The organism is Corynebacterium nasicanis (genome assembly GCF_042658165.1).
In the GTDB taxonomy this organism is placed as follows: domain Bacteria; phylum Actinomycetota; class Actinomycetes; order Mycobacteriales; family Mycobacteriaceae; genus Corynebacterium; species Corynebacterium nasicanis.
In genome coordinates, this window is record NZ_JBHSQE010000001.1 from 447,949 (window position 1) to 463,550 (window position 15,602).

17 protein-coding genes are annotated in these 15,602 nt (G+C 68.4%); 2 read left to right on the top strand and 15 right to left on the bottom strand.

What is annotated here, in order from left to right:
- Window positions 1-3: 3 nt before the first annotated feature.
- Both ACFPUZ_RS02240 and ACFPUZ_RS02245 read right to left on the bottom strand, forming a co-directional pair.
- Window positions 4-510 carry a hypothetical protein gene (locus ACFPUZ_RS02240; RefSeq protein WP_376999455.1) on the bottom strand — a complete coding sequence of 169 codons (507 nt, stop codon included), beginning with the start codon at window positions 508-510 and terminating at the stop codon, window positions 4-6.
- Window positions 511-512: 2 nt separating this feature from the next.
- A complete protein-coding gene (locus ACFPUZ_RS02245) occupies window positions 513-1,892 on the bottom strand; it encodes a glycine--tRNA ligase (protein WP_376999457.1) in 1,380 nt (459 codons plus the stop codon).
- A 331-nt stretch (window positions 1,893-2,223) separates the two neighbouring features.
- On the opposite strand from ACFPUZ_RS02245, the gene ACFPUZ_RS02250 reads away from it, so the two are divergent.
- Entirely contained in the window at window positions 2,224-2,727 is a 504-nt protein-coding gene (locus ACFPUZ_RS02250) for an ArsR/SmtB family transcription factor (protein ID WP_376999459.1), read from the top strand.
- Window positions 2,728-2,831: 104 nt separating this feature from the next.
- On the top strand, window positions 2,832-3,263 hold the full coding sequence (locus ACFPUZ_RS02255) for a Fur family transcriptional regulator (protein WP_376999461.1): 432 nt from the start codon (window positions 2,832-2,834) through the stop codon (window positions 3,261-3,263).
- On the opposite strand, the gene ACFPUZ_RS02260 is transcribed toward ACFPUZ_RS02255, so the two are convergent.
- The 13 genes from ACFPUZ_RS02260 to ACFPUZ_RS02320 all read right to left on the bottom strand — a co-directional run bounded on the left by ACFPUZ_RS02260 (window position 3,260) and on the right by ACFPUZ_RS02320 (window position 15,590).
- Complete coding sequence (locus ACFPUZ_RS02260) at window positions 3,260-4,378, bottom strand: VIT1/CCC1 transporter family protein (protein ID WP_376999463.1); 1,119 nt, start codon at window positions 4,376-4,378, stop codon at window positions 3,260-3,262. The genes ACFPUZ_RS02255 and ACFPUZ_RS02260 overlap by 4 nt on opposite strands.
- A 12-nt stretch (window positions 4,379-4,390) precedes the next feature.
- Window positions 4,391-5,119, bottom strand: coding sequence for an isoprenyl transferase (locus ACFPUZ_RS02265; protein ID WP_376999465.1), 729 nt, complete (start codon window positions 5,117-5,119; stop codon window positions 4,391-4,393).
- 10 nt (window positions 5,120-5,129) lie between these two features.
- Window positions 5,130-5,870, bottom strand: coding sequence for a DNA repair protein RecO (recO, locus tag ACFPUZ_RS02270; protein ID WP_376999467.1), 741 nt, complete (start codon window positions 5,868-5,870; stop codon window positions 5,130-5,132).
- Window position 5,871: 1 nt separating this feature from the next.
- On the bottom strand, window positions 5,872-6,783 hold the full coding sequence (era, locus tag ACFPUZ_RS02275) for a GTPase Era (protein WP_376999957.1): 912 nt from the start codon (window positions 6,781-6,783) through the stop codon (window positions 5,872-5,874).
- Between the two features lie 31 nt (window positions 6,784-6,814).
- Window positions 6,815-7,666 carry a pyridoxal kinase PdxY gene (gene pdxY / locus ACFPUZ_RS02280; RefSeq protein ID WP_376999469.1) on the bottom strand — a complete coding sequence of 284 codons (852 nt, stop codon included), beginning with the start codon at window positions 7,664-7,666 and terminating at the stop codon, window positions 6,815-6,817.
- A 273-nt stretch (window positions 7,667-7,939) separates the two neighbouring features.
- On the bottom strand, window positions 7,940-9,256 hold the full coding sequence (locus tag ACFPUZ_RS02285; RefSeq protein WP_376999471.1) for a hemolysin family protein: 1,317 nt from the start codon (window positions 9,254-9,256) through the stop codon (window positions 7,940-7,942).
- A complete protein-coding gene (ybeY, locus tag ACFPUZ_RS02290) occupies window positions 9,256-9,870 on the bottom strand; it encodes an rRNA maturation RNase YbeY (protein WP_376999473.1) in 615 nt (204 codons plus the stop codon). The genes ACFPUZ_RS02285 and ybeY overlap by 1 nt, the downstream gene beginning before the upstream one ends.
- A complete protein-coding gene (locus ACFPUZ_RS02295) occupies window positions 9,867-10,829 on the bottom strand; it encodes a PhoH family protein (RefSeq protein ID WP_376999475.1) in 963 nt (320 codons plus the stop codon). The genes ybeY and ACFPUZ_RS02295 overlap by 4 nt, the downstream gene beginning before the upstream one ends.
- A 34-nt stretch (window positions 10,830-10,863) precedes the next feature.
- Window positions 10,864-11,583: a 16S rRNA (uracil(1498)-N(3))-methyltransferase gene (locus ACFPUZ_RS02300; protein WP_376999477.1), complete on the bottom strand. Its 720-nt coding sequence runs from the start codon at window positions 11,581-11,583 to the stop codon at window positions 10,864-10,866.
- Window positions 11,580-12,713 carry a molecular chaperone DnaJ gene (gene dnaJ / locus ACFPUZ_RS02305; RefSeq protein ID WP_376999479.1) on the bottom strand — a complete coding sequence of 378 codons (1,134 nt, stop codon included), beginning with the start codon at window positions 12,711-12,713 and terminating at the stop codon, window positions 11,580-11,582. The genes ACFPUZ_RS02300 and dnaJ overlap by 4 nt, the downstream gene beginning before the upstream one ends.
- A 56-nt stretch (window positions 12,714-12,769) precedes the next feature.
- Window positions 12,770-13,783: a heat-inducible transcriptional repressor HrcA gene (gene hrcA, locus ACFPUZ_RS02310; protein ID WP_376999481.1), complete on the bottom strand. Its 1,014-nt coding sequence runs from the start codon at window positions 13,781-13,783 to the stop codon at window positions 12,770-12,772.
- Between the two features lie 39 nt (window positions 13,784-13,822).
- Entirely contained in the window at window positions 13,823-14,935 is a 1,113-nt protein-coding gene (hemW, locus tag ACFPUZ_RS02315) for a radical SAM family heme chaperone HemW (protein WP_376999483.1), read from the bottom strand.
- Between the two features lie 10 nt (window positions 14,936-14,945).
- Complete coding sequence (locus ACFPUZ_RS02320) at window positions 14,946-15,590, bottom strand: hypothetical protein (RefSeq protein ID WP_376999485.1); 645 nt, start codon at window positions 15,588-15,590, stop codon at window positions 14,946-14,948.
- Window positions 15,591-15,602 lie beyond the last annotated feature (12 nt).

The following is a 15,602-nucleotide window of genomic DNA, read 5'->3' on the forward strand; positions in this document are numbered from 1 at the left end:
CGGCTAGAAGAGGAAGGCCAGGATCGCGGCGAGGGTCATGAGCGCGAGGGTGGCGATGACCGCCGTCGAGGAGCGGCTCAGTCGCTGCTCGAGGAGGAGGCGGGCCATCCAGCTGAGACCGACGACGGCGTCGCGCGGCAGATCGGTCTCACCCTCGAACTCGAGGATGGCCTGGCGCACGCCGTTGTTGCCGCCGGAGAACTGGGCGACCTTGTTCCCGTTCTCGTCGTCGATGATCCAGTTGTTGGATGCCTCGTTGACGAGGACGAAACTGCGGGTCCCGATGTTCACCGGGATCGACTTGTCCTTCTTGAAGTTGGCCTCGGCGGTGAGGACGGGGACGTCGATAAGCGTGGCGGTGGCGCCGCTCGCGGCGTCGAAGACCAGGGTCCACGTCGCGCCGTCGACCTCCGCGGTGTCCTTCCCGAAGCGCGCCAGCACCTCCGGACCGCCCTCGGCGAGGAGGACGGGCCGGTCGACGTCGCTGCGGTCCCAGCTGGTGTAGTGCATGATCAGCAGCCCACGAGGCGGGTGGCCAGGTAGTCCTGCAGATCCTCGATCTTCACGCGCTCCTGCGCCATGGTGTCGCGCTCGCGGACGGTCACGGCGTTGTCCTCGAGGGTGTCGAAGTCGACGGTGACGCAGAACGGGGTGCCGATCTCGTCCTGACGACGGTAGCGGCGGCCGATGGCGCCCGAGGTGTCGTACTCCACGTTCCACAGCTGACGCAGCTGCGCGGCGATCTCCTCGGCCGGGCCGGACAGCTCCGGCTTCTTCGACAGCGGCAGGACGGCCACCTTCACCGGCGCCAGGCGACGGTCGAGCTTGAGCACGACGCGCTTATCGACGCCTCCCTTGGAGTTCGGGGCCTCGTCCTCGGTGTACGCATCGACGAGGAAGGCCATGAAGGCGCGACCCAGGCCGGCGGCCGGCTCGATGACGTAGGGGATCCAGCGCTCGCCGGATTCCTGGTCGAAGAAGGAGAGGTCCTCGCCGGAGCCCTCCGAATGCACCTTGAGGTCATAGTCGGTGCGGTTGGCGATGCCCTCCAGCTCGCCCCACTTCGAGCCCTGGAAGTTGTAGGCGTACTCGATGTCGACGGTGCGCTTGGAGTAGTGCGACAGGGCCTCCTGCGGGTGCTCGTAGAAGCGCAGGTTCTCCGGGTTGATGCCCAGGTCGACGTACCACTGCATGCGGGCGTCGATCCACTGCTGGTGCCATTCCTCATCGGTGCCCGGCTTGACGAAGAACTCCAGCTCCATCTGCTCGAACTCGCGGGTGCGGAAGATGAAGTTGCCCGGCGTGATCTCGTTGCGGAAGGACTTGCCGATGTTGGCGATGCCGAACGGCGGCTTCATGCGCGCGGAGGTCATGACGTTCTTGAAGTTGACGAAGATGCCCTGCGCGGTCTCCGGGCGGAGATAGTGCAGGCCCTCCTCATCGTCGACCGGGCCGAGGAAGGTCTTGAGCAGGCCGGAGAAGGGGCGCGGCTCGGTCCAGTTGCCGGGCTGGCCGGTCTCCGGATCGTTGATGTCGGCGAGGCCGTTGGCCGGCGGGTGGCCGTGCTTCTCCTCGTAGGCCTCCAGCAGGTGGTCGGCGCGGTAGCGCTTGTGGGTGTGCAGCGACTCCACCAGCGGGTCGGTGAAGACCTCGACGTGACCGGAGGTGACCCACACCTGACGCGGCTGGATGATGGACGTGTCCACGCCCACGACATCGGGGCGGGCGGTGACCATGTGACGCCACCACTGGCGCTTGATGTTCTCCTTGAGCTCGACACCGAGCGGACCGTAGTCCCATGCAGAGCGGGAACCGCCGTAGATCTCGCCGGCCTGGTAGACCAGTCCGCGACGCTTGCACAGGTTGACGACGGTATCGATGACGGACGCCATGTGGCTTCAGACTCCTCTGGTAGGGGATTTAAGTCGATCGTGATTGACAACGAGTGTAGCCGCCCCACCTTCCCCGGGGCCGTCGGGGGTTGGGCACGCCCCGCAGGCGGGTAATGGTCTCCGCAGAAACCACGCCAAACTCAACCCCGGGGGGTATTACTAGGTGATTCATTGCCAAATGTCTAGAGTGGTTGAGCATATGGGTATAATCGAGGAAACTGCACGCCGGACCATTCATGACGTGCATTCCGAACATAATTGACAACGCTATTGGTCTAGGACGGATCCCACCGTCACCCCTCAGGCCAGCCGGGCAGAAGAACTGGATGGGATGAACACTTACTCGGACACTGATCTCGACGCCGCCGAGGCGATCATCGGCGCACTGGATTCGCGCCTCCGCGTCCAGATCATCTGGCGATTGTCCATCCGGGATCACTTCGTCCACGAACTGGTGGACGGTCTGGGCAAGTCCCAGCCCCTCATCTCCCAGCACCTGCGCGTGCTCAAGCGCTCCGGCATCGTCGACTCCGAACGACGCGGGCGCGAGGTCATCTACCGCCTCGTCCTGCCCCAGGCTGCGGACATCATCACCTCCGCCGTGAAGCTGGGAATGCACGCGCGCGACCTGCAGCAGGCGGCCGTGGACACTGCGAACGGCAACGGGAACGTCGTCCAGATCGGCCACCACGGCACCCCGCGCGGCAGCGGCACGGCCGAGGATCCGGTGGGCCAGCTCGCCCACGCCCCGGCGGCCGCCGCCGGCACCACCCACGGTGCCGACACCATCCCGGACCCCTCCCCCACCCCGCCGGTGCCCACCACCTTCTCCTGAGAAACACCACAGGGAGACGTCCCCCCTGCTCGCGCTGCCTGAATCCTCGTCAGCGTACATAATGGGATGTGTACTCGATCCCGTTTCTCAGGAAGAGCCCGTCCATGACTCCCTCGTCCTCCGGCGTGCCGAAGCTCGGCGCCCGTAACACCCGACAGCGCACCGCGGTCATCAACGTCCTCTCCGAGATCGACACCTTCGCCTCCGCCAAGGAGATCCACCGGGAGCTGGAGGACCGCGCCCAGCAGGTCGGCCTGACCACGGTCTACCGCACACTGCAGTCCCTCGCCGAGATCCAGGCGGTCGACGTCCTCCACATGGCCACCGGAGAGACCCTCTACCGGCAGTGCGTGTCCCCCCACCATCACCATCACCTCGTGTGCACCGGCTGCGGACGCACCGAGGAGATCGACGGCGGGAGCGTTGAGACGTGGGCGCAGCAGGTCGCGCAGAAGCACGGCTTCCGGCTCACCGGCCATGACGCGGAGATCTACGGCCTGTGCCCCGAATGCGCCGCCCGGGCCGGGAGCGACTAGGAGATCACCGTGCCGAAGGCCACGCCCAGCAGATAGGTGATGCCGGCGGCGCCGAGGCCGATCGCCAGCTGACGCATCGCCCGCGACAGCGGCGGCTTCCCCGAGAGGACGCCGACGACGCCGCCGGTGAACATGAGCGCACACGAGACGAGCACCATAGCGATGACCGCGCCCATCACCGGGGAGGCCCCGAAGAGGTAGGGAAGGATCGGGATGAACGCGCCCCCGGCGAAGAAGAGGAAACTCGAGCCGGCGGCCGTCCACGGCGAACCGACGACCTCCCCCGGATCGGTCCACGTCTCCTGCTCCCCGGGGCTGTCCTCGCGGTCGAGGCCGATGGCCTGCTCCAGCGCCATGCGGGAGAACTCGGCGCGGGCCTTGGCCTGCGCCTCCTTGTCACTGAGGCCGCGCGCCCGGTAGACCAGCGCCAGCTCGTTCGCGTTGACGTCGAGCGAGGGCAGCAGGGTGTGCGCCTTGGGGTGCGGGGTGGAGGCCTCGAGCAGTTCCCGCTGGGAGGTCACCGACACGTACTCGCCGGCGGCCATGGACAGCGCCCCGGCGAGCAGGCCGGAGATGCCGGTGAGCAGGATCATGTTGGAGGAGACGCCGGAGCCCATGACGCCGACGACGAGCGCCAGGTTGGACACCAGGCCGTCGTTCGCCCCGAAGACGGCGGCACGGAATCCGCCCGACATCTTCTCTCGGCCGCGCGCGGCCAGACCCCGGACGACCTCGGCGTGGATGCGCTCGTCCGCGGCGATCTGCTCCGGCGCGTCCTCGTCCTTGATGTAGGGGCTGCGCGCCTCCGCCGACTGCATGAGCGCCAGGGTGAACACGGAGCCGAAACGCTTGGCCAAAAACCCCATGAAGCGGGTCCCCAGGTCGGGCTGCCGCGGGAAGCCGACGTACTCGCCGAGCTTGCCGCGCCAGAACTCCTCGTGGCGGGTCTCCGATTCCGCCAGCGCCAGGAGGATCTCGCGTTCCTCGCCGGACTTGCGGCGGGCGAGTTCCCGGTAGAGGGCGGCCTCGGCGCGCTCATTCGCCAGGTAGCGGCGCCACCTGGCGATCTGCGCCCGGGTCGGTTCCTCGTTGCTGACCACCACTGTTGTTCCCACTCCTTTGAAGCCTTACTTCGTCCCGCCGAAGCGACGATCACGAGAAGCGTACTCCACGACGGCGTCGAAGAGATCCTGCTGCGTGAAATCCGGGAAGAGCTTGTCCTGGTAGACCATCTCCGCATACGCCGAGTGCCACGGCAGGAAATTGGAGGTCCGCTTCTCGCCCGAGGGGCGGAGGAAGAGATCGACGTCGGGCATGTCCGGCTCGTCGAGGAAGCGCGGGAAGGTCTGCTCGGTGATCTCCTCCGGGCGCAGCTGCCCGGCGGCGGCGCGGCGGGCGATCTCCCGTGCGGCGTCGACAAGCTCGGCGCGGCCGCCGTAGTTGACGCACATCGCCAGCGTCATGCGGGTGTTGTCCTTGGTCAGCTCCTCGGCGGCCTCCAGCTCGCGGATGACCGCCCGCCACAGGCGCGGACGCCGCCCCACCCAGCGCACGCGCACGCCCTTCTCATTCAGCACGTCGCGCTGGCGGCGCAGGACGTCCCGGTTGAAGCCCATGAGGAAGCGGACCTCATCCGCCGAGCGGCGCCAGTTCTCCGTGGAGAAGGCGTAGGCGGAGAGATACGGCACGCCGAGGGCGAGGCAGGCGTCGACGACATCCATGAGGACGGCCTCGCCGCGCTTGTGGCCCTCCGTGCGCTTGAGCCCGCGCTGCTGCGCCCAACGCCCGTTACCGTCCATCACCAGGGCGATGTGGGCGGGCAGGAACTCGGCGGGAATATCAGGTGGCGTGATCACGCAGACCATCCTACGTCTGGTCCATGACACCCAGACTGGTGACCTTCTGTTCCAGATGCCACTGCAGGTGCGCCCGGGTCAGCCGGTGCGCGACGGCGCTCAGGTGGTGGCCGTCGTGCTTATCGACGACCTCCAGCGCCGCCGGCCAGTGCGCATGATGGAGCAACCACATGAGACGCAGCGACTCCTCCGGCACCTCCGCCGCCCCCGGAGGACGGCACTGCACGCACGCCGCGCCACCGACCGCCGGATGGAAGGCGTGGTGTGGGCCGGGCGTGCCGCACTGGGCGCAGTCGAAGAGGCTGGGGGCCCAGCCGGCGTGCGCCATCGCCTGCAGCAGGAAGGCGTCGAGCACCACGGTGGGATGCGCGGTGGTCTGCATCCGCGCGAGCGTCTCGGTGAGGTGGTCGAAGAGCCAGGGATCCTCGTCCTGGGCGAGGCGTTCCGCCGTCTCCAGGGCCACGCAGGCGGCGGTGTAGCGCTCGTAGTTGTCGATGATCCCCGCCCCGTAGAACGCCACCGTGTCGGCGCCCGTGATCGACTCCAGGTTGCGGCCCGGATAGAGCTGGACGTCGATATCGACGAAATGCTGCAGCCGCGACCCGAAACGCGACTTCGCCCGGCGCACCCCCTTGGCCACCCCGCGCCGGATCCCGTGGTGCCGCGTCAGCAGCACGATGACGCGGTCCGCCTCGCCGAAATCATGGGTCCGCACCACGAGCGCCCGATCGCGGTACGGCTGCGCGCGCATCCTAGAAGCCCAGGCGACCCAGGGACTTCGGGTCGGACTGCCAGTTCTTCAGCACCTTGAGGCGCAGATCGAGGAAGACGTTCCGGCCGAGCAGCTTGATGATCTCCTGGCGGGAATTGTGGATGATCCGCCCGAATCGACGCCCGTCCCGGCCCTGGATGATTGCCTTCTGCCCCTCACGCTCCAGGTAGAGGATCGCGTGGATGGTCAGCTTGCCGTTGTCGTTGAGGATCTCATCCACCTCGACGGCCACCGAGTGCGGCAGCTCGTCCTTGAGGCCCGACAGCGCTGCCTCGCGGATGAGCTCGGAGATGCGCTTCTCCGTGTCATCGTCGGTGATGTGATCGTCGGGGTAGAACTTGGGGCCCTCGGGGAGCAGGGACGCGAGGACGTCGATAAGCAACTCGACCTGCGTGCCGTCCTTGGCGGAGACGGGGATGACCTCGGCGTCGCCCCCGAGCATCTCGTGCAGGGCCAGCAGCTGCGCGCCGACCTGATCCTTGGAGGCCTTGTCCAGCTTGGTCACGATGCCCACGATCGGCGTGTCCGGCACCACCTTGCGCAGGTTCTCCAGGATCCACCGGTCGCCCGGGCCGATCTTCTCGTCCGCCGGGACCGTGAGACCGATGAGGTCGACATCCGCGTAGGTGTCCTTGACGATCTCATTGAGCCGCTCACCCAGCAGCGTCCGCGGCTTGTGCAGACCCGGCGTATCGACGACCACGATCTGCGCATTCTCCCGGTGCACCAGACCCCGGATCGGGTGGCGCGTCGTCTCCGGCTGGTTGGCGGTGATGGCGATCTTCTCCCCCACCAACGCATTGGTGAGGGTCGACTTGCCCGTGTTCGGACGGCCGACGAAGCTGACGAAACCGGAACGGAAACCGTCCGGGGTGTCGGTGAATGAGCTGATGGGGACTCCTAGTGTTGTGTGACTTTCCAGGTTACCGGACCTGCGTGACCTCGAACTGCATCCGCGGATTCGCGTAGGCGTCCTGGGACTCGATGAGCAGCAGCTCGCGGGAATCGGCGCGGTAGGTGTTCTCCACGAGGTCGAAGACGGAGGAGGCGGTCTTCGCGAGGGATCCGGCGGCGTCCTTCGTGGAGACATAGTGGCCGGTGAAGAGAGCGGCGGTGACATCGCCGGAGCCGTTGCGCTTGAACGGCAGGTACGGGGTCTGCACGATCCAGGCACCGGCGTCAGTGACCGCCAGCATCTCGATGGTGCCCTCCGGGCGATCCGGGCGCTCCACCGAGGTGACCAGCACGGTCGACGGACCCATCTCGCGGGCGGCGTCGGCGGCGGCGAGAGTGGACTCCAGGTCGGAGGCCTCACGCCCGGTGAGGAAACCCAGCTCGAACTGGTTCGGGGTGATGATGTCCGCGACCGGCACCACGCGGTCCCGCAGCAGCGGCGGGATGAGATCGGAGACGTGGCAGCCGGACTTGGCGTTGCCCATCACCGGGTCGCAGGCGTAGATCGCATCCGGGTTGGCGGCCTTGACCTTGGCCACCGCCTCGATGATGACGTCCGCGATGTCCGCCCCACCCTGGTAACCCGAAAGAACCGCGTCGACCTGGCCGAGCACGCCGCGCTCCTCGATGCCGGTGATGATGTCCGCGACATCAGCCGCCGGAATGAGCGGGCCCCGCCAAGCCCCGTAACCCGTGTGGTTGGAGAAGTTGACGGTGTAGACCGGCCACACCTCGTGCCCCAGGCGCTGGAGCGGGAAGACGGCGGCGGAGTTGCCCACGTGACCGTAGGAAACCGAGGATTGGATGGAGAGGATGTTCACGGTGGTTATTCTGCTCCTTCGCCAGGTGAAAACACAATCGCCGGCGGGGCGCTGGACCGAGGTGTTGGCACGTGAACTTCTGGGGGTTCGGGCGTTTCCCCAGGTCGATGTGTGGGGCTGGTGGTGTTCACGTGCCAACGCAAGGAGGGGGCCTCCGGGGTGTTGGACCGAGGTGTTGGCACGTGAACTTCTGGGGGTTCGGGCGTTTCCCCAGGTCGATGTGTGAGGCTGGTGGGGTTCACGTGCCAACGCAAGGGGGGAAAGGGAGGAAAATTATTCCTCCTCATCCCTCTCGAGGACCTCCACCACCACCGAGCGCACGCGCATGCGGCCCCGCCGGTCGCGCCCGCCCTCGGCGGTGAGGCGCAGCCCGCAAGTCTCCACCGTGGAGTTGGGGAGGGGGACGCGTCCGATCTCGTAGCCGATGAGGCCGCCGACGGATTCGACCTGGTCCTGGATCTCCTCGGAGAACTCGATGTCGATGTCGTAGTCGTCGTCGATCTGGTCGCGCAGGTCCTCGAGAGAGAGGCGGGAGACGGCGCGGTAGGTGCGGTCCCCGATGAGTTCGATGGGGGTGACCTCGGCGGTGTCGTATTCGTCGGCGATCTCACCGACGATCTCCTCGAGGATGTCCTCCATGGTGATGAGCCCGGCGATGCCGCCGTACTCGTCGACGAGCATGGCCATGTGGATCTTGTCGCGCTGCATCTCGTGGAGCAGCTCGTCGAGGTTCTTGGAGTCGGGGACGAAGGTGGGCGGGCGCATGACCTCGGTGACGGCGACGGAGGCCCCGCCGTCGGTGAGGTGGTAGGTGTGCCGGACCAGGTCCTTGATGTAGGCGACGCCGAGGATGTCGTCGATGTTCTCGCCGACGACCGGCACCCGGGAGTGTCCGGAGCGCACGCAGAGGGTGGTGGCCTGGCCGGCGTGCTTGGATTCCTCGATCCAGATCATCTCGGTGCGGGGCACCATGACCTGGCGCGCCGTGGTGGAGGCGAGGTCGAAGACCGACTGGATCATGCGGCGTTCCTCGACCTCGACGATGCCGTGTTCCTGGGCGATGTCGACCATTTCGCGCAGCTCGACTTCGGTGGCGTAGGGGCCGTGGCGGAATCCGCTGCCGGGGGCGATGAGGTTGCCTACCCAGATGAGCACCTTCGCCACCGGTCCGAGGACGAAGGCGATGCCCTGAAGCACCACCGCCGAGCGCAGGGAGATGGAGTAGGGGTTCTTGCGTCCCATGGTGCGGGCGAAGACCCCGACCACCGCGTAGGTGATGAGGGAGACCGCGACGATGGCCAGCAGGATCGCCCACACCTCGGAGGCGAAGACGTCGCGGGCCAGGGCGGCGGCGAAGACGGCCGCGGTGGCGTCGAGCACGGTCTTGAGCAGGATGAGCAGGTTGATGTTGTCCGCGCGGTGGTCGATGACCTTGAGCAGGGCACGCGCTCCGGCGACCTCGTCCTTGACCATGCCCTCCACGCGGGCGCGGGAGATCGAGCTGACGGCGGATTCGACGGTGCCCACCAGGCCGGAAAGCGCCAGGGCCAGGACCGTGACGGCACTCAGCCAGACGGTGTCAACTTCCATCACTTGTCACCGGCGGGTTCGCCGATGGCCGGGATGCCGCCCCCGGGGACGATCTCGTCGAGGGCCAGGCGGTCGGCGGCGGAGGGGAAGGCCTGGGCACCGGTGGGCTTGGGCTGGTATTCGATGCCGCGGCGGGCGACGTCGTCGTACCAGTCGGCGAGAAGTTCGTTCTGCAGGGCGAACATCTCGCGCTCGTCGGCGGGCGTGGCGTGGTCGTAGCCGAGCAGGTGCAGGCAGCCGTGGACGGTGAGCAGCGCCAGTTCGTGGTCGAGGCCGTGGCCGGCGGCGGCCGCCTGCTTGGCGGCGAATTCGGGGCACAGCACGATGTCGCCGAGCAGGGCCGGGCCGGGGCCCTTCGAATCCGGGCGGGCGCCGAGGGCGGTGCCGGAACCCGGGGTGAGTTCGTCCATGGGGAAGGTCATGACGTCGGTGGGGCCGTCGAGGTCGAGCCAGCGCACGTGGAGCTCGGTGATCGTCTTGAGGTCGACGATGTGGATGGACGCCTCGGCGTCGGGGTGGATGTCCATTTCGCCGAGGGCGAAGGAGGCGACGTCGATGAGCATCTCCTCGTTGACGCCGGCGTGTCCGGATTCGTTGAAGACCTCGATGCTCACTGTTTCTCCTCGAAGGCGTCGTAGGCGTCGACGATGCGGCCGACGAGCGAGTGGCGGACCACGTCCTGGCTGGTCAGTTCCGCGAAGTGGATGCCCTCCACACCGCGGAGGATCTGGCGGACCAGCCGCAGGCCCGACTTCTGCCCGGTGGGCAGGTCGACCTGGGTGATGTCGCCGGTGACGATCATCTTGGATCCGAAGCCCAGGCGGGTGAGGAACATCTTCATCTGCGCCGGGGTGGTGTTCTGGGCTTCGTCGAGAATGACGAAGGCGTCGTTGAGGGTGCGGCCGCGCATGTAGGCCAGCGGGGCGACCTCGATGACCCCGGCGTCCATGAGCTTGGGGATCATCTCCGGGTCGAGCATGTCCCGCAGCGCGTCGTAGAGGGGGCGCAGGTAGGGGTCGATCTTGTCGCTGAGCGTGCCGGGCAGAAAGCCCAGCTTCTCCCCGGCCTCGACGGCGGGGCGGGTGAGGATGATGCGGGTGACCTGCTTGGACTGCAGGGCCTGCACCGCCTTCGCCACCGCCAGGTAGGTTTTGCCGGAACCGGCGGGGCCGACGCCGAAGACGATGGTGTGCTCGTCGATCGCGTCGACGTACTCCTTCTGCCCCAGCGTCTTCGCGCGGATCGTCCGTCCGCGGCGGGAGACGATGTCGCTGGCCAGGACCTCGGCGACGGACTGCGGGGCCTCGACCGTGACGATCGAGACCGCGTGCTTGACCGCGTCCGGGGAGATGACGTGCCCGCGGCGCGCGATGGACTCGAGCTCCTCGAGCACCTTCACCGCGCGGGCGACCTCGTGGTCGGGGCCGGTGAGGGTGACCAGGTGTCCGCGGGCGTGGAAGTCCGCGTCGATCTGGTTGTCCAGGACCCGCAGGTTCTCGTCATTGATGCCGAGCACCGACTGCGCGTACGCCGAATCGAGCTCGACCTTCCTCGTGATCACTTGTGCTGCCAAGGGCCTGCTTTCCTCTCGAAATCTAGGGGAAACTCTACCAGCGCCCGGTGAGCACGCCGATGGCCGACAGCGCCACCATCGCCGCGCTCGCCGTCCGCAGCACCTCGGGGCCGAGCCTGACGGTCTGCGCGCCGAGCTGTGCGAGTTCCTCCCGGCCGATTCCGCCTTCGGGGCCGACCAGGACGACGATCTCGTCGACGTCGAGGTCGATCTCGCGCAGCGGGGTGGCCGCTTCCTCGTGCAGCACCAGGGCGGTTCTCCCGGCGATGAACTCCGCCACCTGGGCGGTGGTCATGGGCTGGTGGATCTCCGGGATGCGCGTGCGCCGGGACTGCTTCGCGGCCGCGGTGGCCGCCGCCTCCCACTTCGCCACGCCCTTGGCCGCCTTCGGACCGACCCACTTGGCCACGCAGCGCTCCGCCTGCCAGGGCACGATGGCGTCCGCCCCGGCCTGCGTCGCCAGGTCGACGGCCAGCTCCGAGCGCTCGGCCTTCGGCAGCGCCTGCACCACGGTCACCCGGGGGCGGGCGGGCTTATCGACGCCCCACTCCACCACCTCGCCCATCAGCGCGTCCTTCCCGCGCGTGGCGGTGACGGTGACGGTGGCGTGGGTGCCGCGGCCGTCGATAAGCATGATCTGCTCGCCGACGGCGATGCGCTTGACGGACACCGCGTGGCGGCCCTCCGGGCCGTCGAGCGTGACTGTGCCCGCGCCCGTGAACGGCCCCGGGTGGACGAAGACCGGCAGACTCATCGGTTGCGGAACCTGCCCTTGAGGCGGGAGAAGAAGCCGGAGCCTTCCTCGCCCTCCCGGGTGACGGTGGCGGTTTCGGCGCGGTGCTCGCGGAGCTGCTCGAGGAGTTCGCGGGTGCGCTCGTCGAGGGCGGTGGGCACGACGACCTCGACATGGGCGATGAGGTCGCCGCGGCCCTCGGTGCGCAGCCGCGGCATGCCCTGCCCGGGCAGGTGCAGCTGCTCCAGCGGCTGGGTGCCGGCGGGGATGGTGATGGTGAGGTCCTGCCCCGCGAGGTCCTCGACGGTGGCGGAGGTGCCCAGGGCGGCGTCGACCGCCGGGACCCGGACGGTGAGGTGCAGGTTGTCGCCCTCCCGCTCGAAGACGGCGTGGGGGCGGGTGGCGATCTCCACGTAGAGGTCACCCGCCGGGCCACCTCCGTGGCCGACCTCGCCCTGGCCCGCCATGCGGATGCGCATACCGCTGGAGATGCCGGCGGGCACGTTGACCACCAGGTCACGGCGCTTCTTCATGCGGCCCTGACCGGAGCAGCGGGTGCAGGGGTCCTCGATGATCTCGCCGAAACCGTCACACGCCGGGCACGGGCGCGAGGTCATGATGTTGCCCAGGAAGGAGCGCTGCACCTCCTGCACCTCGCCCTGGCCGTGGCACTGGCCGCAGGTGACCGGGCGGGACTGCGATTCCGAGCCGGAACCCGCGCAGTGGTCGCACACGACGGCGGTGTCCACGGTGATGTCCTTCTTCACCCCCGCGAAGGCCTCCTCCAGGGTGATGGAGGCGCGCAGGAGGGCGTCGTTGCCCGGCTGCACGCGCGAACGCGGGCCGCGGGCTCCGCCCCCGCCGCCGAAGAAGGCCTCGAAGATGTCGCCGAAGCCACCGCCGCCGCCGAAGCCGCCCGGCATGCCGCCGCCCTGCTCCATCGGGTCCCCACCCATGTCCACGATGCGCCGCTTCTCCGGGTCCGTGAGCACCTCATGCGCCACCGACACCTCGCGGAACTTCTCGGCCGCCTCCTCCGTGTCGTTGACGTCCGGGTGGTACTTGCGGGCCAAACGGCGGTAGGCCTTCTTGATCTCCGCATCGGACGCGGACTTGTCGACGCCCAGAATTCCGTAATAATCACGAGCCACGATGAATTGCTTTCCTTAATACTTCTTTGACGTACGTGGGGATAACCGAATGAATGCTACTCGCCGGCCAGGACCCGGCTGACATACCGTGCAACGGCGGAGACCTTCTGGATTGTTCCCGGATAGTCCATGAACGTGGGCCCGACCACACCCAGCCCGCCGAGCGCGTGCCCGTCCGAGCCGTAGGCGGTGGCCACCACCGCGGCCTCGCGGAGGTCCTCGTCCTCGTTCTCCTCGCCGATGAGCACGTGCACGTTGCCCAGGTCAGGCACATTCGCCAGCAGCTTGAGCACGGTGACCTGCTCCTCCAGGGCCTCGATGACCCCGGGCAGCCCCGCCGCGCGCGTGAGGTTCGAGGTGCCGGCGAGGATGAGGCGGTCCGTCGGCTGCTCCACGAGCGTCTCGACGAGCCGGGTCGCCGCCCGCGTGAGCGCGTGCGCGATCTGCGGCGGCGGACGCTGTGTGAGCTCCGCCAGCGAGACGGTGCCCTCCGCGAGCGTGCGGTCCACCAACGCCCCGTTGAGCAGGTCGCGCAGCAGGAGCACGCCTGCGGGGTCGAGGGGCTCCTCCAGTTCCACGTTGCGCTGGTCCACCCGGCCCGTGTCCGTGATGAGCACCAGCAGCAGCCGGTTCGGGGCCAGCGAGACGACCTCGATGTGCTTGACCCGGGCCAGCTTGAGGTTGGGCAGCTGGATCACCGCCGCCTGCCGGGTGAGCTGGGCGAGCAGCGTCACCGACCGCCGCAGCACGTCCTCCAGGTCGACGCCGTCCTCGAGGAAGCTGAGGATCGCGCGCCGCTCCGGCCCCGACAGCGGCTTGAGATCGTGGATGTGGTCGACGAACTGCCGGTAGCCCTTCTCCGTGGGGATACGCCCCGAGCTCGCGTGCTGCTGGGCGATGTAGCCCTCGGATTCGAGCACCGCCATGTCGTTGCGGATCGTCGCGCTGGAGACCTGCAGCTGGTGCCGCTCCAGCAGCGCCTTCGACCCGACGGGCTCCTGGGAGGCGATGTAGTCGGCCACGATCGCCCGCAGCACCTCCTGCCGACGCCTCTCCGTCGCACTCACCATCTGGCACTCACCTCCCTTGATTGCCAACAGTGTATCGCGTCAGCCCTCCTCGGCCACCAGGATGTCCGTGATGATGCCGTCCGCCAGTAGACGCCCCGCGTCCGTCAACGCGACGTTCTCCCCGACGCGGCGCAGCAGGCCGCCGGCGACATGCTTATCGACGACCGCGTGTCCCCCCTCCGCAATCCAGGCCAGGGGGATGCCCTCCCGCAGGCGCAGGCCGAGCATGACGCGCTCGGTGTGCCGGTCCGCCGCGCTGAGGATCTCCTCTCCGCCGATGGGCAGCTGTCCCTCGGCCAGCATGCGCGCGTAGCGGGCCGGGTGCTTGACGTTGTGGAAGCGCCGGTCGCCGATGTGCGAGTGTGCTCCGGGGCCCGCCCCCCACCAGTCGCCGTCGCGCCAGTAGATCTCGTTGTGGCGGCACTCGCCCCCGGGCAGGGCCCAGTTGGACACCTCGTACCAGTGGAAACCGGCGTCCTCGAGGCGCGCGGCGATCATCTCGTAGCGGCGCGCGTACACGTCCTCGTCCGGGGCCGGGAGGTCGCCGCGGCGGACCTTGCGGGCCATCGCGGTGCCCTCCTCGACGATGAGCGAGTAGGCGGAGACGTGGTCCACCCCGGCGGAGAGGACGGCGTCGAGGGTGTCGCGGACGTCCTGGTCCGTCTCGGTCGGGGTGCCGTAGATCATGTCGAGGTTGACGTGCTCGAAGCCCGCGGCCTTCGCCTCCCGCGCGGCCTCCACGGCGCGCCCCGGCGTGTGCGTGCGGTCGAGGACCCGGAGCACCGCCGGGCTGGCGGACTGCATGCCGAGGGAGATGCGGGTGAACCCGGCGTCGAGAAGCTCGCTGAAGAAGGCCGGGGAGGTCGACTCCGGATTGGATTCGGTGGTGATCTCCGCGCCGGGCGCCAGCCCGAAATTCTCCTCGACCAGCGTGAGGATGCGGCGCAGTCCCTCCGCCCCGAGCAGCGAGGGGGTGCCCCCGCCGATGAAGACGGTGTCCGCCGGCGGACCCTCGGCCAGGGAGAGCTCGCGGGCGAGGGAATCGAGGTAGGCGACGGGCGCCATATCGAGCTCGCCCGGGGTGTAGGTGTTGAAGTCGCAGTAGCCGCAGCGCGTGCTGCAGAAGGGGACGTGGAGGTAGACGCCGAACATTCCAGCCAGATTAGCTGGCGGCACCCCGGCGGGCACGTTTGGCGGCGACGCGGGCGACGATGGCGTCGATACGCGCGCGCTCCGCAAGGAAGGCCGGCGGGTGGTTGCCCCGCATGGAGCGGGCGTGCGCGGGGTAGGCCTGGGCGACGGTGCGCAGCCAGCCCTCCACGGCAGCCGTGACATGCGTGCCCACGCGGGCGTAGAGGTGCGGCAGACTCACCGCGTCGAGGTTGCCGGCCACGAGGTCGGTCTGGGCGAGCACCCACTCGACGATCTCCTCGAGGTGCTCGACGACGAGCGCCGTGCGGGAATCGATCTCGGCGAAGGTGAAGAGTTCCTCGAGCGAGGCGGCGTCGAGAAGCTCGGGTTCCACCAGCTGGGAGGCCCCGGACGCGGAAGCGGAGAGCACCCCCGAGCGCAGGCCCGAGGTGAGCGCCTGGCGCAGGCCGAGGAGCTCGCCGATGAGGTGGCGGGAATCGCGCCGCGCATCGGCGAGGATCTCCTCGAACTCCGCGAGGCAGTCGACGGTGAGTTCCCCGTCCCAGTCGCGGATGGCCTGGAGGAGATGCTCGATGTACTCGGCGACCTCGTCGCCGATGTTGTAGATCTCCTGGGTGAGCTCGCGATGGCGCAGCTCGGCGGCGATCTTCTGCATCGTGGGCCACCC